This window comes from Granulicella rosea, assembly GCF_900188085.1.
In the GTDB taxonomy this organism is placed as follows: Bacteria; Acidobacteriota; Terriglobia; order Terriglobales; family Acidobacteriaceae; genus Edaphobacter; species Edaphobacter rosea.
Window position 1 is genome coordinate 184,166 of the sequence record NZ_FZOU01000006.1, and the last position, 20,081, is coordinate 204,246.

The 20,081-nt window shown below is 64.5% G+C and carries 15 protein-coding genes; 8 read left to right on the forward strand and 7 right to left on the reverse strand.

Going from position 1 to position 20,081, the window contains the following annotated elements; translation table 11 throughout:
- Positions 1-13: 13 nt before the first annotated feature.
- From CHB87_RS16320 to CHB87_RS16330, 3 genes are read left to right on the forward strand one after another with little or no spacing between them, the layout of a single operon-like run.
- Positions 14-1,351, forward strand: coding sequence for a TolC family protein (locus CHB87_RS16320; protein WP_089409504.1), 1,338 nt, complete (start codon positions 14-16; stop codon positions 1,349-1,351).
- Complete coding sequence (locus tag CHB87_RS16325) at positions 1,351-2,724, forward strand: efflux RND transporter periplasmic adaptor subunit (protein WP_245818043.1); 1,374 nt, start codon at positions 1,351-1,353, stop codon at positions 2,722-2,724. The genes CHB87_RS16320 and CHB87_RS16325 overlap by 1 nt, the downstream gene beginning before the upstream one ends.
- Positions 2,721-5,867, forward strand: coding sequence for an efflux RND transporter permease subunit (locus CHB87_RS16330; RefSeq protein WP_089409505.1), 3,147 nt, complete (start codon positions 2,721-2,723; stop codon positions 5,865-5,867). The genes CHB87_RS16325 and CHB87_RS16330 overlap by 4 nt, the downstream gene beginning before the upstream one ends.
- A 261-nt stretch (positions 5,868-6,128) precedes the next feature.
- Here CHB87_RS16330 and galK read toward each other — a convergent pair whose 3' ends face one another.
- From galK to CHB87_RS16345, 3 genes are all read right to left on the reverse strand, one after another.
- Positions 6,129-7,271, reverse strand: a complete 1,143-nt coding sequence (gene galK / locus CHB87_RS16335) for a galactokinase (RefSeq protein WP_089409506.1) — start codon at positions 7,269-7,271, stop codon at positions 6,129-6,131.
- Positions 7,272-7,537: 266 nt separating this feature from the next.
- Complete coding sequence (locus tag CHB87_RS16340) at positions 7,538-8,572, reverse strand: UDP-glucose--hexose-1-phosphate uridylyltransferase (protein WP_089409507.1); 1,035 nt, start codon at positions 8,570-8,572, stop codon at positions 7,538-7,540.
- A gap of 212 nt (positions 8,573-8,784) precedes the next feature.
- Entirely contained in the window at positions 8,785-9,864 is a 1,080-nt protein-coding gene (locus CHB87_RS16345; RefSeq protein WP_245818044.1) for an aldose epimerase family protein, read from the reverse strand.
- A 226-nt stretch (positions 9,865-10,090) separates the two neighbouring features.
- On the opposite strand from CHB87_RS16345, the gene CHB87_RS16350 reads away from it, so the two are divergent.
- A complete protein-coding gene (locus CHB87_RS16350) occupies positions 10,091-11,329 on the forward strand; it encodes an SGNH/GDSL hydrolase family protein (RefSeq protein ID WP_089409509.1) in 1,239 nt (412 codons plus the stop codon).
- A 273-nt stretch (positions 11,330-11,602) separates the two neighbouring features.
- Here CHB87_RS16350 and CHB87_RS16355 read toward each other — a convergent pair whose 3' ends face one another.
- Both CHB87_RS16355 and ndk read right to left on the reverse strand, forming a co-directional pair.
- Positions 11,603-13,657 (reverse strand): M13 family metallopeptidase, encoded by a 2,055-nt coding sequence (locus CHB87_RS16355; RefSeq protein WP_089409510.1) that lies wholly within the window; start codon positions 13,655-13,657, stop codon positions 11,603-11,605.
- Between the two features lie 77 nt (positions 13,658-13,734).
- Positions 13,735-14,151 carry a nucleoside-diphosphate kinase gene (ndk, locus tag CHB87_RS16360; RefSeq protein ID WP_089409511.1) on the reverse strand — a complete coding sequence of 139 codons (417 nt, stop codon included), beginning with the start codon at positions 14,149-14,151 and terminating at the stop codon, positions 13,735-13,737.
- Positions 14,152-14,260: 109 nt separating this feature from the next.
- Here ndk and CHB87_RS16365 point away from each other — a divergent pair, with 109 nt between their 5' ends.
- Positions 14,261-14,533 (forward strand): antitoxin, encoded by a 273-nt coding sequence (locus tag CHB87_RS16365; RefSeq protein ID WP_089409632.1) that lies wholly within the window; start codon positions 14,261-14,263, stop codon positions 14,531-14,533.
- Between the two features lie 11 nt (positions 14,534-14,544).
- Complete coding sequence (locus tag CHB87_RS16370; protein ID WP_245818053.1) at positions 14,545-14,940, forward strand: type II toxin-antitoxin system VapC family toxin; 396 nt, start codon at positions 14,545-14,547, stop codon at positions 14,938-14,940.
- A 13-nt stretch (positions 14,941-14,953) separates the two neighbouring features.
- On the opposite strand, the gene CHB87_RS16375 is transcribed toward CHB87_RS16370, so the two are convergent.
- On the reverse strand, positions 14,954-16,669 hold the full coding sequence (locus CHB87_RS16375) for an alpha/beta hydrolase (protein WP_176441811.1): 1,716 nt from the start codon (positions 16,667-16,669) through the stop codon (positions 14,954-14,956).
- 172 nt (positions 16,670-16,841) lie between these two features.
- On the opposite strand from CHB87_RS16375, the gene CHB87_RS16380 reads away from it, so the two are divergent.
- Positions 16,842-17,246: a hypothetical protein gene (locus CHB87_RS16380; RefSeq protein WP_142988387.1), complete on the forward strand. Its 405-nt coding sequence runs from the start codon at positions 16,842-16,844 to the stop codon at positions 17,244-17,246.
- A gap of 30 nt (positions 17,247-17,276) precedes the next feature.
- Here the strand turns inward: CHB87_RS16380 and CHB87_RS16385 are convergent, their stop codons facing one another.
- The gene (locus CHB87_RS16385; protein ID WP_089409514.1) at positions 17,277-18,968 is read right to left on the reverse strand and encodes a M20/M25/M40 family metallo-hydrolase; all 1,692 of its coding nucleotides are present in this window, start codon (positions 18,966-18,968) and stop codon (positions 17,277-17,279) included.
- Between the two features lie 242 nt (positions 18,969-19,210).
- On the opposite strand from CHB87_RS16385, the gene CHB87_RS16390 reads away from it, so the two are divergent.
- On the forward strand, positions 19,211-20,080 hold the full coding sequence (locus tag CHB87_RS16390) for a M23 family metallopeptidase (RefSeq protein WP_089409515.1): 870 nt from the start codon (positions 19,211-19,213) through the stop codon (positions 20,078-20,080).
- The last annotated feature ends 1 nt before the right edge of the window (position 20,081 follow it).

Below are 20,081 nucleotides of genomic sequence, written 5' to 3' on the forward strand. Positions count from 1 at the left end.
AGCATAGGAGCTTGTGATAGAACAGGTTACCGCACGCACCGCACACTCCCTGCTTCTGCTGCTTACGCTCGCCGGAGCGCTGCACGCGCAGTCGCCGGCGACGCCGCCCGTCATCACGCTCGACGAGGCCATCAGCCTCGCGCGCGCCAATGAACCGGCCTTTGCCAATGCAGCGGCTGCGGCGCGGGTTGCGCGGCTGGACAAAAGCATCGCCGCGGCCGCGCTGCTGCCATCCGCAACGTACCACAACCAGATCCTCTACACGCAGCCCAATGGCGGCACGAATCAGGCGGGATCGACCGGCTCGCAGTCGGCGCCGCGCTTCATCGCGAACAACGCCGTGCATGAGTACGCGAGCCAGGCCGTCGTCTCCGAGACCTTTGGACTGCGGCAGTTGACCGCCGTCTCCCGCGCGGATGCGGCGGCGGCTGTCACGGCGGCGGAGCTCGAGATCGCACGGCGTGGCCTGACCGCCACGGTCGTCGGGCTCTTCTACGGCTCGGTCGCGGCGGATCGAAAGCTGGTCGTCGCGGAGCGTGCGGCGGATGAGGCGAACGGCTTCACCAGCCTGACGGATAAGCGCGAGGACGCTCGCGAAGCCGCGCACGCCGATGTGGTGAAGGCTCAGTTGCAACAGCAACAGCGCCAGCGCGACCTGGCCGATGCGAAGCTCGCGGCGGACAAGGCGCGGCTGGAGCTGGCCGTGCTGCTGCTGCCCGATCCGCGTTCGCCCTACACGCTGAGCGCGCCCGACACGCCGCCCGCGCTCGCCACACGCGATGAGGTGGAAGCGGCCGCCGGCAAGTTGAACCCGGAGCTGCGGAGCGCGCTCGCCAGCCTGCGCGGCGCCTCGCTCGATGTGCGCGCCGCGAAGGCGGCCTACCTGCCCGATCTGGGTCTGAACTTCACCTACGGTATCGACGCCGAGCAGTTCGCCACCAAGGGACAGGACGGCGTGCGCAACCTCGGCTACTCGGCCGCCGCGACCATCGACATTCCCGTGTGGGACTGGCTTTCGACCGCGCACAAGGTGAAGCAGAGCGAGATTCTGCGCGACGCCGCGAAGGTCACGGTCACCGCCACGCAGCGGCGGCTGATCGCGGAGCTTGACGAGAGCTACGCCGAGGCCGAGGCCGCGCGCGACCAGCTCGCGTCGCTGGACCTGAGCGTCCAGACAGCCGGCGAAAGCCTGCGCCTGACGCGTCTGCGCTACACCGACGGCGAAGCGACCGTGCTCGAGGTGGTCGACGCACAGAACTCGCTGACCGCCGCCGAGCTGGCCCGCCAGGACGGCCGCACCCGCTACCAGACCGCACGCGCCAACCTCCAGCTCCTGACAGGAACTCTCTGATGCCGAACGCCTCTAGCACCCACCACAAATCTGTCATCCAGAGCGAAGGCCATCGCAGCCTCACCGCGATGGCCGCAGTCGAAGGACCTGCTTCTCGCTTGCATCGGCACACTGCCTTGCTCGCAGCCGCGCTCGCCCTGTGCGTCTTTGCGCAAGGCTGCAAAAAAGCCGCCGAAGAGACGCCCAAGCCCGAGGTCTACGTCTCCGCCGCGCACCCCACGCAGGCCGACATCTCCGAAGAGATCACCGCCGACGCGACCCTCGCGCCGCTGGCGCAGGCGGCCATCTCGCCCAAGGTCACCGCGCCGGTCAAGCGTTTCTACGTGCAGCGCGGCAGCAAGGTGAAGGCAGGCCAGCTACTCGCCACGCTTGAGAACAGCGATCTGAGCGCCGCCGCGCTCGACAACAAGGGCAGCTACACCGCCGCGCAGGCCGGCTACGAGACCGCCACCCGCGCGACCGTTCCCGAGGACGCGACCAAGGCGAAGCTCGATCTCGACCAGGCCAAAGCCACGCTCGATCTGAACCAGAGCATCGTCGCCAGCCGCGCGAAGCTCTTCGAGCAAGGCGCCATTCCGGGCCGCGACCTCGACACCGCCAGGGCCACGCTGGTGCAGGCGCAGGCCGCGTACGAGATCGCGAAGCAGCACCTGCAGTCGTTGCAGAACGTGAGCCAGAAGGCCGCGCTCGCGACCGCACAGGGTCAGCTCGAATCGGCGAAGGGCAAGTACCTTGGCGCACAGGCGCAGCTCAGCTACACCGAGATTCGCAGCCCCCTCTCGGGCGTCGTCACCGACCGGCCGCTCTTCGCAGGCGAGACCGCAGCCGCCGGCACGCCCGTCATCACGGTCATGGACGCGTCCGCGCTGCTCGCCAAGCTGCACGTCTCGCAGATGCAGGCGCAGCAGCTCACGGTCGGCGCATCGGCGGAGATCGCCGTCCCCGGCGTCGACGAGCCCGTGCCCGCGAAGGTCTCGCTCATCAGCCCCGCGCTCGACCCCGGCAGCACGACCGTCGAGGTCTGGCTGCGCGTCGAAAACGCCGGCGGCAAGCTGAAGGCCGGCACGCCCGTCCACGCGACCATCACCGGCCGCCCCGTCGCCCATGCGCTGACGCTGCCGGCCGAGGCCATCCAGACCGGGCAGGACGGCGCGAAGACCGTGCTCGTCATCGCAGCCGACGGCACGGCGCACAAGAAGCCCGTCACGCTCGGCATCGAGACGCCGGAGTCCGTGCAGATCCTCACCGGCGTCACCGCGCAGGACTACGTCGTGACCACCGGCGCCTATGGCCTCGACGACAACACCCGCGTGAAGGTCGGCACGGCGCCCGCCGAGGCCGACGACAAGAAGGCCGCTGGAGACGAGAAATGAGCACGGCCAGACAGGACAGCTTCTGGCTGTCGCACGCGGCCAAGCCCATCTTCTTCTTCCTGATGGTGCTCACCGCGGCGGGCATCTATGCGGCGTTTCAGGTGCCGATCTCGGTCTTTCCGGACACCAACTTTCCCCGCGTCGTCATCGGTGTCGACAACGGCGTCATGCCCGTCGAGCAGATGCAGGTGACCATCACCAAGCCGATCGAGGACGCGGTCAACTCCGTGCCCGGACTGAAGACCGTGCGCTCCACCACCAGCCGCGGCTCGGCCGAGGTCAGCCTCTTCTTCGACTGGAACGTGGACATGTTCCACACGCTGCAGCTCGCCGACGCGGCCCTGAGCAAGGTGCGCCAGACGCTGCCCGCCAGCGCCGTCATCACCACCAATCGCCTCACCTTCGCGACCTTCCCCATCCTCGGCTACGCGCTCACCGCGGACGACAAGGGCAAGGACACCGTCAGCCAGACGCGGCTGTGGGAGATCGCAACCTACGACCTGAAGCCGCCGCTGAACCGCGTCGACGGCGTAAGCACCGTGCTGGTGCAGGGCGGACAGACGCCCGAGTATCACATCGTCCCGAACCTCGCGCGGATGCAGACCGCGGGCGTCACGCTGCTCGACATCGTCAACGCCGTGCAGGCCTCGAACATCGTCGACTCGCCCGGCCTGTATGAGGCCAACCACGAGCTCATCCTCGGACTGATCGGCGCGCAGGCGCACGATGCGGCGCAGCTCGGCAACCTCGTCGTCAAGACCACCGCGAACGGAGCGGCGATCCGCGTCGCCGACCTCGCCGAGGTCAAGCCCGCGACGCTGCCCATCTACACCCGCGTGGTCTCGAACGGCAAGCCCTCGGTGCTGCTGAACATCGCGCGCCAGCCTTCGAGCAACACCGTCGCGGTCGCCGACGCGGTCGCCGCGCAGGTCCAGCAGTTGCAATCGAAGTTGCCGGCAGGCGTCCATCTCGTACCGTTCTACGATCAATCGGAGCTCGTGCGCGAGAGCATCTCGAGCGTGCGCGACGCCATCCTGATCGGCCTCGTCATCGCCTGCGCGATCCTCTTCTTCTTCCTCGGCGACTGGTCCAGCTCGCTGATCGCGGGCCTTGTGATCCCTGTAACCGTGGCGGTTACAATTCTCTTTCTCTGGATCATCGGCCAGAGCTTCAACCTGATGACGCTTGGCGGTCTGGCCGCCGCGATCGGCCTCGTCATCGACGACGCCATCGTGGTGGTCGAGAATATCGTCGTGCACCGCGATGCAGGCGAGAGCCGCACGGAGGCCGTGCGCAAGGCACTGCGCGAGATCGCCGTCCCGCTTGTCGGCTCGACCATCACGCCGGTCGTCGTCTTCCTGCCGCTCGTCGCGGTCACGGGCGTCACGGGCAGCTTCTTCCGCGCGCTCGCCATCACCATGACCGCAGCGCTGCTCACCTCGCTGCTGCTGGCCGTCACATGGACGCCCGCGCTGTCACTCTTCCTGCTGCGCAATCAGAACAACGAAGACGCTGTCATCCCGAACCAAGAAGCTGTCATCCTGAGCGATAGCGAAGGACCTGCGTCTCGTACCGCCCATACCGCGGCGCACGAGCCCGGCAAGCTCATGCGCCGCGTCCTCCACGTCCACGAACGCGCACTGACCTTCGCACTCGCTCGCCCAGCCATCCTGGCGCTGGTCTGCGTCGTGCTCGTCGCCGGGGCCTTCCTCACCTACCAGAGCTTAGGCTCCGACCTGCTGCCCGAGATGGACGAGGGCGCCTTCATCCTCGACTACCTCACGCCCGCCGGCACGTCGCTCGCCGAGACCGACCGCATCCTGCAAGATGTCGAACGCATCCTGCAGGAGACGCCAGAAGTTGCCATCACCAGCCGCCGCACCGGTCTGCAGATGGGTCTGGCGGCGGTGACCGAGGCCAACTACGGCGACTTCACCGTGCGCCTGAAGACCAAGCGCGACCGCCCCATCGACGAGGTCATGGCCGACGTTCGGGCGAAGATCAAGCAGCGCGAACCCGCGCTCGACGTCGAGTTCACGCAGGTGCTGCAGGACATGATCGGCGACCTCTCGAACTCGCCCGAGCCCATCCAGATCAAGCTCTTCTCGAACGACGTGAAGCTGCTGCAACAGCTGGCGCCGCGCGTGCAGGCCGCGATCCAGAAGATTCCCGGCGTCACCGATACGCAGAACGGCATCGACAACACGCTCAGCGGACCGGCCACGAACTTCCAGATCGACCCCGTGCTTGCAGGCCGGCTCGGCTTCACCCCGACCGAGGTCGCCGAGGACGCGACCGCGATCCTCGACGGCCTGCCGACCGCCGATCCGCTCATCGTCAACGGCCGCCCGTACACGATCCGCGTGCGTCTGCCGGAGGCCAACCGCGCCTCGCTCGACGCGATCCAGAACACGGTCTTCAACTCGTCCACGGGCCACACCGCGACGCTCGGGTCGCTCGCGCAGGTCGCGCAACTACCGCCGCAGAACGAGATTCGCCGCGAGAACCTGCAGCAGGTCGTGCTGGTCAGCGGGCGCCTGGAAGGCTCGGACCTGGGCGGCGCCATGACGCAGGTGCGGGCGGCGGTCGCCGCGCTGCAACTGCCCGCGTCGGTGCGCGTGGAGTACGGCGGCACCTACCAGGAGCAACAGAAGTCCTTCGCCGACCTGGCGCGCGTGCTGGTGCTCGCGCTGGCGCTGGTCTTCGGCGTGCTGCTGGTGGAGTTCCGCAACTTCTCGGCGCCCATCGCGATCCTGACCAGCTCCGTGCTTTCGATTGCGGGTGTGATCTTCGCGCTCGGCGTCACGCGCACGAACTTCAACGTGGCGAGCTTCATGGGCCTCATCATGGTCATCGGCATCGTGGCGAAGAACGGCATCCTGCTGCTCGACGCCGACGAGAAGCAGCGCCACGAAGGCGGAGACGCGCGTCAGGCCATGCTGCACGCCGCGCAGCGCCGCCTGCGCCCCATCGTCATGACCGCCATCGCGGCCATCGGAGGCATGCTTCCCCTGGCCTTCGCGCTTGGCGCCGGCTCGCAGATGCTGCAGCCGCTGGCCATCGCGGTCATCGGCGGGCTGCTGCTGTCGATTGCGCTCAGCCTGGTCGTGACGCCGGTGATCTACTATCGGCTGACGCGATAGTCCCGATCGTTCTCGTCACAATGCTCGTCATCCTGAGCGCAGCGAAGGACCTCTGTATTTCGTCCCGTACGGCACAGATCTGGGCGCCCCATGTCTCGACTTTGAGACATGGGTTTCCACCGTGACACCGAAGCTCAAATTTTATGTAACAAAGACAAGAACAAATGCAAAGGCCAATACAGGGGTCCTTCACTCCGTTCAGGATGACGAGCATTTGTTGCGTGCTCGTCGAAAAAACTCCGCTCCTGAATGACAAATGAGCTACGCCACAACACCAGCCCCATCGCCAATCTCACAGACATACACATCCGGCTTGATGCCCGTGGCTGCGTGATACTTCTCCGCAAGCGAAGCCGCAAACGCTTCACTCGCAGCGGCCTCGACCAGATTGACCGTACACCCGCCAAACCCGCCACCGGTAAGCCGAGCGCCAAAGCAGCCCGGAAGCGCCAACGCAATGGTCTGCAACAGGTCGCACTCGTCGCAGCTTGCCTCGAAGTCGTCGCGATAGCTCACATGCGCTTCGTTCATGATCTGGCCGAAGAGCCGGACGTCTCCCGCGCGCAAAGCCTCGACGCCATCGAGCACACGCTGCGAGTCCGAGATGACGTGGCGGGCGCGCCGATACACGTTATCCGGCATCTGTGACTGTTTCCGTTGCAAATCCGTGAGCGTCGCATCGCGCAGCATCGGCACGCCCAGCGCGGCGGCGCCGGCCTCGACCTCCGCGCGCCGCGTGCCGTACTCGCCGCCTCCGATCGAGTGCTTCACCATGGAGTTCGAGACGACCAGCCGCACCGTACCGGGCAGCGGCGCCAGCTCGAAGGACAGCGAACGCGTGTCGAGCGCCAGCGCATGATCCTTCTTCCCGTTGGCCGAGATGAACTGGTCCATGATGCCGCAGGGCGCGCCGACGTAGAGGTTCTCCGCCTTCTGGCAGAGCAGCGCGATCTCCGCGCCGGTCAGGGTCACGCCCGCGACATGCAGCAGCGCCGTCGCCGTCGCCACCTCGACCGAGGCCGACGAGCTCAGGCCCGAGCCCAGCGGCACATTGCCCTGAAGCGTCAGGTCCGCGCCCGCGATGGCGACGCCGCGCTGCAGCAGCGCCCACAGCACGCCCACGGGATAGTCCTTCCACTCGCCCGCGCCCTTCGCCGGCAGCGTGGCAATCTCGACCCCGGCGGTCTGGTCGAAGTCCACCGAACGCACCCGCACCACGCCATCCGTACGTGGGCTGACGGCGATTAGCGTATTGAAGCTCAACGCGGCAGGCATGCAGAAGCCGCCGCTGTAGTCGGTGTGCTCGCCAAGCAGGTTGACGCGACCCGGCGCCTGCACGATGGTCGGCTCCACATCCGTGAGCAGCTTGTGTTGCGCGAGGAGAGCTTCAATGCGTGCGTCCATGTCGGTAGTCCTTTTCACTCTTTGTTTGTCATTCCCGAAGGGAATCTGCTGTTGCTTTTGTTTTGCTCTTTGTCAGCTATCGAAAAAATGCTTGTCATCCTGAGCGAAGCGAAGGACCCGCTTTAGCCTTTGCCGTTGCTCGTTCCCGCTTGCGGCCGTCAGTCGATCCACTCTGGCTCTTCGGCGCTCCGAACAAAAAGCGGGTCCTTCGACTCCGCTGCGCTTCGCTCAGGATGACAGGCACGCGGGCGAGGCGTAGAAAAACCTTAAGCCCGTTCCTCGCTGCACGCCCTGAGCATCTCCGCGGCCTTCTCGGGCGTAATATCCCGCTGCGGCATGCCGAGCATCTCGAAGCCGACCATGAACTTCTTCACCTCGGCCGAGCGCAGCAGCGGCGGATAAAAGTGCGCGTGGAACTCCCACTCCGGGTACGGCTGGCCGTCGGTCGGCCGCTGGTGGAAGCCCATCGTATACGGGAAGCTGACCTGGAAGAGGTTGTCGTAGCGCGTGGTGATGCGCTTCAGGATATCGGCCAGCCCGGCTGCCTGCTCGGTTGAGAGATCCGTGAAGCTGCCGACGTGCGTCTTCGCGAGCACCAACGTCTCAAACGGCCACACCGCCCAGAACGGCACGACGACGACGAAGTAATCGTTTTCACAGACCACCCGCTCACCGTTCATCAACTCCTGACGGCGATAGTCGCTCAGCAGCGTGGAGTGGTGTTTGTCGAGGTAGTCCTTCTGCGCGTGGCCTTCGGCCAGCGGCTCGTCCGGCACATGGCCGGTGGACCAGATCTGGCAGTGCGGGTGCGGGTTGCTCGAACCCATCATCGCGCCGCGATTCTCGAAGATCTGCACGGAGTTGATCTCCGGCCGCGCGCCGAGCGTCGCCGTCTCCTCGCGCCACACCTCGATGACCGCCTCGATATCCTTGCGCTCCATCTGCGAGAGCGTCAGCGAGTGATTGGGATGGAAGCAGACCACGCGGCAGACGCCCACCTCCGGCTCCGCGATCAACAGCCCGTCGGAGCTGACCGTCGCGGCGCCGGGTTCGCCCGGCAGCAGCGCGGCATAGTCGTTGTCGAAGGCGAAGACGCCCGTGTACTCCGGGTTCACATGGCCGCCCAGGCGTGTGTTGCCGGGGCAGAGGTAGCAGGCCGGGTCGTAGGCGATCTCCGCCGCGGCCACGGGCTTCGAGACCTCCCCCTGCCAGGGGCGCTGCGTGCGTTGCGGCGAGACCAGAATCCACTGCCGGCGCAGCGGGTTGTAACGACGATGGGGGACGTTGGTACCTTGCAGCATTCCTGGCTCCGCGAGAGGTTCTAAACCTATACACAACAGCGTAACCGGTTTCTCGAAGAACCGCATCCACCCTTCGGCGGAGCGATGCGCTCGCGAACCGGCACATTTTGCAGAGGTCCGACAACCCCAACGGAAAAGCCGTCCTGCGCGCAATGGCGAGGACGGCTTGTACGTTTGCGTTGCAATTGGTCGAACCTGCCGAGCTATAACAATTACTTCGCCTGCGTCGTGAAGGTGAAGATCGTGGTGCTGTGCATGGTCTCGCCCGGCTTCAGCGTCGTCGTCGGGAAGTCGGGATGATTGGGCGAGTCGGGATAGTGCTGCGTCTCCAGGCAGTAACCCGCGTTCTTCTGATAGACCGCTCCGCCCTTGCCGTTCAGCGGCGCCGGAATCGCATTGCCGGTATAGAACTGCACGCCCGGCTCGGTCGTCGTCACGGTCAGCACGCGACCGCTGACGGGGTCGACCATCTTTGCCGCGGTCTTCAACTCGCCGTTGTGCCCGCGCAGCACCCAGTTATGGTCGTATCCGCCGCCGTACTTCAACTGATGATTGTCGTCGCCGATGCGGGCGCCGATGGCCGTCGGCTTGGTGAAGTCGAACGGCGTGCCCGCGACCTTCGCAATGCCGGTCGGGATCAGGCCCGCGTCGACCGGCGTGTACTCATCCGCCGGCAGCGTCGCGATCTCGTTCAGGATCGATCCGCTCGCCTGCCCCGCGAGGTTGAAGTAGGCGTGGTTGGTCACGTTCACGATCGTCGTCTTGTCGGTCGTCGCGTGGTAGTCGATGCGCAGCACCGTCTCCTTGCCGTGCGCGCTGAGGGTGTAGCGCACATGCACGGTCAGCGTGCCGGGAAAGCCCATTTCGCCGTCCTTGCTCACCAGCGTAAGCTCCACGCCATTGGCGATCTCGTGCGCCTGCCACACCTTGGCGTCGAAGCCGATCGGTCCGCCATGCAGCGCGTTTTCGCCGTTGTTCTTCGGAATCTGGTAGCTCTTGCCATCCAGCGTGAACGCGCCGTGCGCGATGCGGTTGCCATAGCGTCCGACGATCGCGCCCACGTAGGTCGACTTGTCCGCCAGATAGCCGCTCATATCGTCGTGCCCCAGCACGATGTCGTCGATCTTGCCATCGCGATCCGGCGTCTTCAACGCCTGCAGACGCGCGCCGTAGGTGATGATGTCCGCCTCGGCCCCGCCGGCGGTGAGGGTGTACTTGTCGACCGGCGTACCGTCGGCGGACTTGCCAAAAGAGGACTTCGTAACGCTGCCATGGGCGATCGCGGTTGTCATGAGAAGAAGAATAACGCCTGCAAGCTTCATTCGGAGTGGAACCTCGTCTTTAGTTCTCTTGCTTCGAGTCTTTGCTCTCTTGCTTCAACTCGCGCCCGCGGACAGGTCGCTGCCGAAGCCAACGTAAATATACGCGATGGAAGCTACCCGTGAAAACGATTACTTGCACACTTTACCGCCATCGCTCTTGCGCCTCGTGGCGCCTTCAGTCGATGATGGTTGCGTGATGACACGCCTGCGCCCCGCCCGCCTCTCCGTCCTGCTTGCCTTCGCCTTCACGCTCACCGGCTCCAGGATCGCAGCCGCCAAGAACGCGCCGGCGCCGCCGCACTGGGTCGGCACCTGGGCGACGGCCGATGTCGAGCGCTCGAACGCCAAGGGCGAGTTTGGCGCGGCGGACATGACCTTCCGCGAGATCGTCCACGTCTCGCTCGGCGGCGGTCTGGTGCGGATCGAGCTGTCGAACGAGTTCGGCACGGAGCCCCTGACCATCGGCGCCGCGCACGTCGCGCTCACCGAAAACAAGACCGACATCGCCCTGCCCACGGCCAACGCCCTTCTCTTCAGCGGGCGCGAGACGGTTACGATTCCACCCGGCGGCATCGTCGTCTCGGACCCCGTCAAGCTCGCGCTGCCGGCCTTCGCCGACCTGACCGTCAGCCTCTTCGTTCCCGCGCAGAAGATCACGCACCTCACCGTCCACGGCTCCGCCTACCAGACCAACTACACCGTCACCGGCAATGCCGTCGGTTCGAAGACCCTGACCGAACCGAAGAAGCAGGGCTCCTGGTTCTTCCTGAAGGCGGTCGACGTGGAGGCCCCGGCGGAGGCTGCCGCGGTCGTCGCCTTCGGCGACAGCATCACGGACGGCACCTACAGCACCTCGGACACCAACCAGCGCTGGCCCGACCTGCTCGCACAGCGCCTGGCCGCGGATAAGAAGACCGCCAACCTCGGCGTGCTCAATGTCGGCATCGGCGGCAACCGCGTGCTGCACGACGTGACCGGTCCGAACGCGCTCTCGCGCTTCGATACGGATGTGCTCGCGCAGTCCGGCGTGAAGTACATGATCGTGCTCGAAAGCATCAACGACATCGGCCACGCCTACGACCCGGCCAAGCCCTACGACGTGGTGACGGCGGAGGACATCATCGCCGGCCTGACCCAGATGATCGAACGCGCGCACATGCACGGCATCAAGGTCTTCGGCGCGACCTGCACGCCGTACGTCGGCGCGAAGTACTCCTCCCCGGCGGGCGAGGCGGTCCGCACCGCCGTCAACACCTGGATTCGCACCAGCAAGAAGCTCGACGGCGTCGTCGACTTCGACAAGGCCACGCAGGATCCCGCCAACCCCACCGCCTTCGCCCCGGCCTACGACCACGGCGACCACCTGCACCCGAACGACGCCGGCATGAAGGCCATGGCCGGGAGCATCGATCTGAAGCTGTTTACGGAGAAGTAGCCGCCTCTTTTTTGTCATTCCCGAAGGGAATCTGCTTTTGTCTTTGCAGCTTCAATTCGCAACGCGCCAAGGCAGAAGAAGGCATGCCCCAGGGGCTAAAGCCCGCTTCGTTGCTGGTTTTGAGTGCCAAGGCTGAAGCCTTGGCCTACCTCGAAGCAAAGGCTGAGACACAGAAACGAAGACGGGCGGAAGGAGAACCACTCCGACCGCCCCGATTCCCTGAACCCGATTCCCTGAGCCCTGGACCCTAAGCCCCACACCCGATCTCCTGCCTTACCAGACCCTGCAAACATTCGCCTTTGCCATCGGCTGCCCCACCTTGCAGCTAAAGGCCTTCCGGAACTCCGGCATATTCGTCACCACGCCGTTGATGCGGGCAAACCCGGGCGAGTGCGGATCGGTCGCGGCATGCACCCGCTGGCTCTCCGGACGCTCCTCCTCGCAGGCCCATTGCGCCATACCGACCCAGAACCGCTGATCCGGCGTGAAGCCGTCCTTCGGCGACAGCGTCATCCCCTCGGTCTGCTTCTTCCACGCGATGTACGCCAGCAGCGTGCCGCCGATATCCGCCACATCCTCGCCACTGGTCAGCTTGGAGTTGATGTGGATGTCGTCGACCACCACGTACCCCGCATACTGATCGCGGATGCAGTTGATCCGGTCCTCGAAGCCCTTCGCATCGGCGGGCGTCCACCAGTCCTTCAGGTTGCCCTCCGCGTCGAACTGCCGGCCCTGATCGTCGAAGGCATGCGTCAGCTCATGGCCGATCGTCGCGCCGGTGTTGCCGTAGTTCGGCGCGTCGTCGCCGGTCGCGTCGTAAAGCGGCGGCTGCAGCACGCCCGCCGGGAAGTTGATGTCGTTCATCTGCGGGTTGAAGTAGGCGTTCACGGTCGGCGGCGTCATGCCCCACTCCGTGCGATCGACCGGATGGCCGAGCTTGTTCCACTCCCGCGCGTCCTCAAACGCCGCCGCCCGCATCACGTCGCCGGCATAGTCGTCCGGCTTGACGGTCAGCGCGGTGTAGTCGCGCCACTTATCCGGATAGCCGATCTTGTTGCGCACCGCGTGCAGCTTGCGCAGCGCCTCCTTCTTGGTCTCCGGACTCATCCAGGTGAGCGACTCGATCTCCTGCCCCATGGCGGCCTCGATCTGCTCCGTCATCTTCTGCGTCGCAGCCTTGGTTTCGGCCGAGAAGGTGCGCCGCACGAACTCCTGCCCCAGCGCCTCGCCCAGCACGCGATCCACCTGACCCGTGCAGGTCTTCCAGCGCGGAGGCATCGCCGGCGTGCCGCGCAGCGTGGTCGAGAAGAAGTCGAACTGCGCCTGACGGAAGGGCTGCGAGAGCGACGAGGCCATCGCCGTCGCCGCATGGAAGCGCAGATAAGCCTGCAGCGACTCGACCGGCTCGGTCGTCAGCTCCGCATGCACGGCCTGCGCAAACGCGGGCTGCGAGACGTTCAGCTTCGGGACCGCCGGAGCCCCGACGGTCTTGAAGTAGACCGGCCAGTCGATCTCCGGTTCGAGCGTCTTCAACTCCGCCAGCGTCATCGGGTGATAGACCTTGTGCGGGTCGCGCCGCTCGACGCGCGTCAACGAAGCAGTCGCGAGCGCGGTCTCGATCTTCATCACGGCCGCGGCGTCCCTCTGCGCCTGATCGGGCGACTCGCCGGTCAGACCCATCAGCTTGACCACGTAGGCGACATACTGCTCGCGCAGCTTCACGCTCTTCTCATCGGCCTTCAGGTAGTAGTCGCGGTCCGGCAGCCCCAGGCCGCCCGCGCCCAGATGCACGATCTCCATGTTCGAATCGACCGCATCCTGACCGACGCCGGCGCCGAAGAAGAAGCTGCCCATCAGGTCGTGCTGGATGCCGGCAATCGCAGCGATCAGCGCCGCACGCGTCTTCAGCGCGTCGATCCGGGCCAGCGCCGGCTTCAGCGGAGCGTCGCCACGCGCGTCGATCGCCGACGTATCCATACACGCGGCGAAGTAGTCGCCGATCTTCTGCTGCACCGGCGTGCGGACCCGCGCGCTGGCCGCGTCCTGCAGAATGCCCCACAGAAACTGCTGGTTGTCGTTGTACAGCTTGCCGTAGACCGACCACGTAGCCTGATCGGCCGGGATCGGATTCTTCTTCTGCCAGCCCCCACAGGCGAACTTGTAGAAGTCCACGCAGGGGTCGACCGAGCGGTCCAGGCTCGTGACATCGAGCACAGGCGAGTAAGGCATCGCCTGCAGAGGCCTGGCCTCGGGCGTGGCAGCCTGTCCAAACGCAAAGGAACCCGAAACCGCAAACAGACCAGCCGCAGCAAGCAGACGAAGACGCATGATTTCTCCCAGTCTTCGCATGCTAACGCAAAACGGCAGGGCACGAAGCCCCGCCGTCTCTAAAACCTGCGCCGAAACTACTTCACTTCGATGCCGGCAAAAAAGTAGCCGATCTCGAATGCAGCCGTCTCTTCCGCGTCCGAACCATGAACCGCATTCTCGCCGATCGAAGACGCGAAGAGCTTCCTGAGAGTCCCCTCCGCCGCATTGGCAGGGTTGGTCGCGCCCATCAGGGTGCGGAAGTCGGCGATGGCGTTGTCCTTCTCGAGCACCATCGGGAAGATGGGGCCGGAGCTCATGAAGTCGGTCAGCTCGCCGAAGAAGCCGCGCTCGGCGTGAACATAGTAGAAGCCCTCGGCCTGCGCCTTCGAGATCGACATGCGCTTGATCGAGACGATCTTGAAGCCGGCCTTCTCAATCTCGGCGAGAATGGCGGCGGTGTAACCCTTGCGGACGGCGTCCGGCTTGATGATGCTGAATGTGCGCTGTGACAACGGAGTTCTCCTTATGAATTCGTCTTGTACCCAGTGTAAAGCACCGATGTGTCGAAACCGATAATTGAAAATATAGACACAGGTATATACTTTGATGCAGAGGTGCATCATGCCCCAGGCGAAGGTTGCGAAGATATTCAAGAACGGTGCAAGCCAGGCTGTCCGCCTACCCTCCGAATTTCGCTTCGACGCCGATGAGGTCTACATCTCGCGCGATGAGAAGACGCAGGACGTCATTCTGTCGATGCGGCCGGGGGCGCATCTATGGAACGAGTTTTTCGCCTTTGTCCGGGGGGTAGAAACTCCAGACGGATGGATGGATGAGCGTCCGATGAACACTGTCTCGAAAGAACGTAATCCGCTCTTCCGCGAGGACGACTGAACGTGCTGTACATGCTCGATACGGATACCTCCAGCTACATCATCAAAGGCGGATATGGCCCTGTAGAGCGCCGATTGCTGTCCGTCGCTCCGTCGCATCTCTGTATCTCCGCCATGACGCGGGCTGAATTGATCTATGGCCTGAAGGCATTGCCCCCGCGCCACCGTCTCCATGAGGCTGTCAGCCGTTTTCTCCAGGTTGTGACGTTGTTGACCTGGGATGCGCAGGCCGCCGATTTTCATGCCGAAATCAAATATCAACTCAAGACCGCCGGCACACCGATCGGCGACATGGATATGATGATCGCCGCACATGCGCTGAGCGCTCATGCGGTTCTGGTCACCAACAACATTCGCCACTTCAAGAAGATCAAACTGCCCCTGATGCTGGAAAACTGGATGGCCTAAAGATCTTCGTCCCTCAATACTTCCAGCTCATATCCGCCCCAGCAGGCGCCGTCTTCGCAATCCGGTCCATGATCTTCGGCAGATACATCGTGTTGTAGTGCAGGCGCGAGTACGCGTTCGGCAGCGTCGGATCGCCGTTCCAGCAGTGCTCCGCGCGCGGGCCGTACAGCACCTCGCCCTCATACGGAACCCCATGCCCAGGCGTGCCCGTGATCTTCAGGAAGTCCTCCATCAGGTACACCGCGTTGTTCAGCATGTAGGTATCGTCCGAGCCGACATACAGGTGCAGCTTGCCCTGCAGCTTCGGCCCCAGCGTCGCCCAGTCGCGCTGCAGAATGGCGTTCAGATCGTAGTGCTCGCGCCAGTAGGCGGCCGTCTCGTGGTCGATCTCGCCCGTCGTCTTGTCGAAGATCGACTTCGGATACCCGTCCGGCCCGACCGGCGAGTACACCGCCTGCCAGATGTCGAACTGGTCGCCTGAACGGCCGTGATCGCCCAGCGCCGCCTCGTACGCCACGTTGTCGCGCACCGAGATCAGCGTCTGGCCCAGGTAGTTGCGCATCGCCGGCTGCTCCACCCGCTTGTTCGCGCCCTGGAGATAGAACATGTTCTTCTGCTCGTACAGATCGACCGTCGAATAGGCGTGAAAGTCCACCGGATCCGGGCACGCGACGAACGCGCCGTTGTAGTGATCGGGGTAGAACATCTGCGCCGCAATCGACTCCCACCCGCCGGTCGAGCCGCCATACAAAAACCGCGCCCAGCCCTGCCCGATGCCGCGAAACTGCTTCTCCACCGCCGGAATCAGCTCCGTCTCGATCGCGTCGCCGTATGGCCCCAGGTTCGCTGAGTTCACCGCATACGAGTCGTCGTAGAAAGGGTTCGCATGTTGAATCTGCAACACCAGCACACGCGGAAAGCCGGGCGAGATCCACTGCTGATACTCCTTATATCCCTCCTCCTGCTGGATGCGGTTATAGCCAGCGAGGTGGAAGCGGTCGGAGTAGTTCGGCTTCAGATTCGGGTCCGGCGGCGTGGTGCGGAAGTCGTCGAACCCCGTGGGGAAATGCCCGTGAAAGACCGCCAGCGGATAGTGCGCGTTCGGGTGCGTGTCGAAGCCCTCCGGCAGCAGCACGATGGCCGTCAGGTAGACAGGCGTGCCCCAGAACTTCGAGAGCAGCTCGCTCTTCACCTTCAGATACTTCACATACTTCGTATCGACAGGCGGCGCGATGGGCGGGATGATCTTGTCCATCGACACAGAAATCGCCGGCGCGCCCGGCCCGACAGGCACCTTCTTCGGCGCCGAATACAGGTTGCCCGGCTTGAGGTTCCAGTGCTGCCCCTCGCCCTTATCGGGCGCGAGCTTCACGACCGCGCCATCGGCCCGGTGAAAAGTCTCGTAGACGTTCAGCACGGCCTGCACGGTATAGTCGCCCGGCGGCACGTCCTTCAACTTGGCAATCGGATACCCCGCCGCCGCATCGCCGATCATCACTGGCGCGCCCGGCTTCAACCCATCGACGGTCACGCCAAAGACGATCTGCGACTTCGGCGTATCGTCGATCTGGTTGCGCGGCTCGTCGCTCGCATCGTTCGACAGCAGAAAGAGCACGCGCCCATCGAGCGGCTTGCTCGAAGCCGAAGCAGGAAAGCTGACCGAAACCGTCTGGGCCGAGATCGAACCCGCGAAGAAGAGCGCCGCACATGCCAGAAAAAGAGATCGCATGGACGGAGTATAGAGCGGGGAAGGTCCAACACATAACCCGCTTCCGCAAAAATGCCCGTCAGCCTGAACGCAGTGAAGGAGCCCTGTATTTGGCTCTTGCCTTTCAGTCTGAGCATGGGAGTCGGGCTGTGCGAGAACACCTTTCCCATGACCACCACGCTAAAATCGCGAGATGAATTCAACGCAGCGTATCGCACTCATTGCATCCGGGGCAATTCTTGGCTTTCAAGCGATTGAAGCGTTGATGTGCTTGGTCCATCCACTCCCAGCAAGCGTCGGATATGCCGTGCCCATACTGATCTTCATGGCCGTTGGATTCTTTCTCGCACGGACGACGCCTGGTCATTCCGTAAAATCCACTCTCGCGCCGGCTGCATTTGTTGGATTGACCTTTGGCTCCATTGGATACGCCGTCTGCGAACTAATCTCGACTGGAAAACTGACGAACAAAGATGGTCTTGGGTTTTGGCTATTCACATGGACCCTCGACATGATCGTTGCGTACCTCTTTGGAATTCTCGGGCTGTTGATCGGTCGCTTTACCATCCCGAAACTTCCATCGGATACCTCGCAATAGCCGGGTATCCGATGAAAGCGTAGAGTCGCATCACCGCTCCGCAGCCCCCGGATTCGCCACGAACTTAGGCGGCGCAGCCTCGGTCCCGAAGTCCCAGGCCGTCAAATAAGCCAGCCTCAAAATCTTCACCATCTTCGGGAAGTCGATCTTGTCCACCGTATCCGTCGTATGGTGGTAGTCCGGGTGGAAGCCCGTGAACCACCACACCGCCGGCACGTTCTTCAGCACGAACGGGAATTGGTCGGAGCGGAAGAAGACGTTCAGCACCGCATCGTGGTCGAAGCGATCATCCAGCACCAGCCCCACGGCCTTGTTGGCCTCTTTCACGGTCCTGTCGTAGTCCGGCGAGTACGGCGCGCCGATCAGGTTCAGCCGGTTCGTCGTATCCGCCGGAATCTCGATCAACCCATCCGTCTGCGGACTCGCCGCCTCGTCCCGGCCGATCATGTCGAAGTTGATCTGCGCCCGCGTCGTCGCCAGCGGACGCACCGGGTGCGCCGCGAGCCAGAAGGCGCCCAGCAGCCCGCGCTCCTCGCTCGCGAAGACCACGAACAGGATCGACCGCTTCGGCCGCGTGGGGTTCAGCGCGAACGCCCGCGCCAGCGCCACGACGCCGACCGTGCCCGAGCCGTTGTCGTCCGCGCCATGCCAGATCTGCGGGCAGGGGTGCGGATCGGCGGGAACCTCGACCGGCGGATGCGCCGGGTCCGGACACTCGGCCATGCCGTCGTGGTCGTGGTGCGCGGAGATCAGAATCGTCTCCGCCTTCAGCGTCGGGTCCGAACCCTCCAGCAGGCCGACGACGTTGTTCGTCACGCCCGTGCGCTCGGAGACGTTCTTCAGATGCAGCGTGACCGAGGTATCCGGCAGCGGCATCGACTGCGGCTTCAGCCCGGCGTCGATCGCCGTCTGCGCCACGCTCGCCGTCACCGGCGCCGAGCCGAAGAGCGCCGCCACCACGCTATCCATCACCGTCGCTGAAGGAATCGCAACCTCGTCTTCGAGGATCGCCTGCCCCGGAATCGGCACGGCGCGGGCGATGCTGCCGCCGATACGCGCCGACCGCTCCGCGTTGGTCAGGTGCTTGCGGTTCGGCTCCGGCGCGATCAGCACCGCGACCGCGCCATGCGCCTGCGCGTTCAGAATCTTTACCCTCGCCGTGGCGTACCGCGTGTTGCCCTTGCCATTGAAGACCGACCGCTCGTCGTCCTCCTGCGGTTCGTGGTCGAAGATCAACACAATCTTGCCCTTCACGTCGACGCCGGCGTAGTCGTCATACCCCAGCTCCGGCGCCGTGATCCCAAAGCCCGCAAAGACCACCGGCGCGGTCAGGTCCACCGCATGCTTGAAGCTCCCAAACGCCGCCGGCGCCTGCCACACGGTACTCTTACCCGCGCGCATCATGGAGATGGTCGTCGCGGCGCGGTCCGGGCGGTACTCCACCAGCGTGAACGGTTCCAGATACGTCCCCGCGCCCGAGGCGTCCTTGAAGACCGTCTTCAACCCGGCGGCGCGAAACTGCTCCGCGACCCACCGCGTCGCCTCTTCATCGCCCGGCTGCAGGCTCATGCGCCCGCCCAGCGCGTCCGAGCTGAGGTAGGTCAGATCCTTCTTCAACGACTCCTGCCCGATCGCCGCAAACCCCACGCGCTCCGCCGGGGGAACCGCGGTCTGCGCCAGTGCGGAGGCGCTCACCGCCAACAAAGCCAATAAAGCCCGCATCCAAGCCTCCAATCAAAGGGAACGAACTTAGTGTAAGCCCTGTCCGGCCCTCTTGCCTCGCCCACAAAGCCCGTCATCTCGACCGGAGCGAAGCGCAGTGGAGAGACCCCGCATTGGCCTTTGCCTTTGCCGTCGCCGTTGCCCCTCTTGTTTGTCATTCCGAAGCGAATCTGCTTTTCGCTTTCGCTGTTGTCTGTTCTCACCCGGTTCCACACCGCCATCTGCATTAGCCTTGAGACCAGATGACCACCACCACCCGCATCCGCTTCGCACTAGCCTTCGTCCTGAGCGCCATAGCCGCACAGGCCCAGCAACCTGTCACCTACACCCCCACCGTCATCCAGAGCGGCTCGCCGATCCTCTTCCGCGCCACGCTGCCCGAGGCTCGCGCGCTCACCGGCACATGGCAGAAGCACCCCGTCACCTTCACCCAGGCGCCGGACAAGAGCTGGTATTTGCTCGCCGGCGTGGACGTCGAACAGACGCCCGGCGTCTACACCCTCGACCTCGTCGAGACCCTCGCCAGCGGCGCGACCAAACACCTGACGCGCGAGATCGCCGTCGGCGCCGCGCACTACCGGACCGGCGCCCTCACCGTCGCGCCCAGCTTCCTCGCTCCCGATCCCGCCACCGTCGCCCGCGCCGCCGAGGAGAAAGCCATCAAGGACAAGGCCTTCGCCACGAACACCCCGCAGGTGCTCTGGTCCGGAGACTTCGCCCGCCCCGTCGCCTCCGCCGGAACCGACTCCTTCGGCACGCGCCGCACCTTCAACGGCAAGCTCGCCAGCATCCACCGCGGAGCCGACTTTCGCGCCGCCATGGGCACGCCCGTCTACGCGTCGAACGAGGGTATCGTATTGATTGCGCAGCAGATGTTCTACGAGGGCGGCTTCGTCGTGCTCGACCACGGCCAGCAGTTCAGCAGTATGTATATGCACTTCTCGCGGATCGACGTAAAGCCCGGCGAGCACATCCACAAAGGCCAGCGGCTCGGCCTGAGCGGCGCCACCGGCCGCGTCACCGGCCCGCACCTGCACTTCGCTATCCGCTGGCAGGGCGCGTACCTGGACCCCAACCTGCTGCTGAAGCTGCCGCTGCCCGCAAACAAGTAAG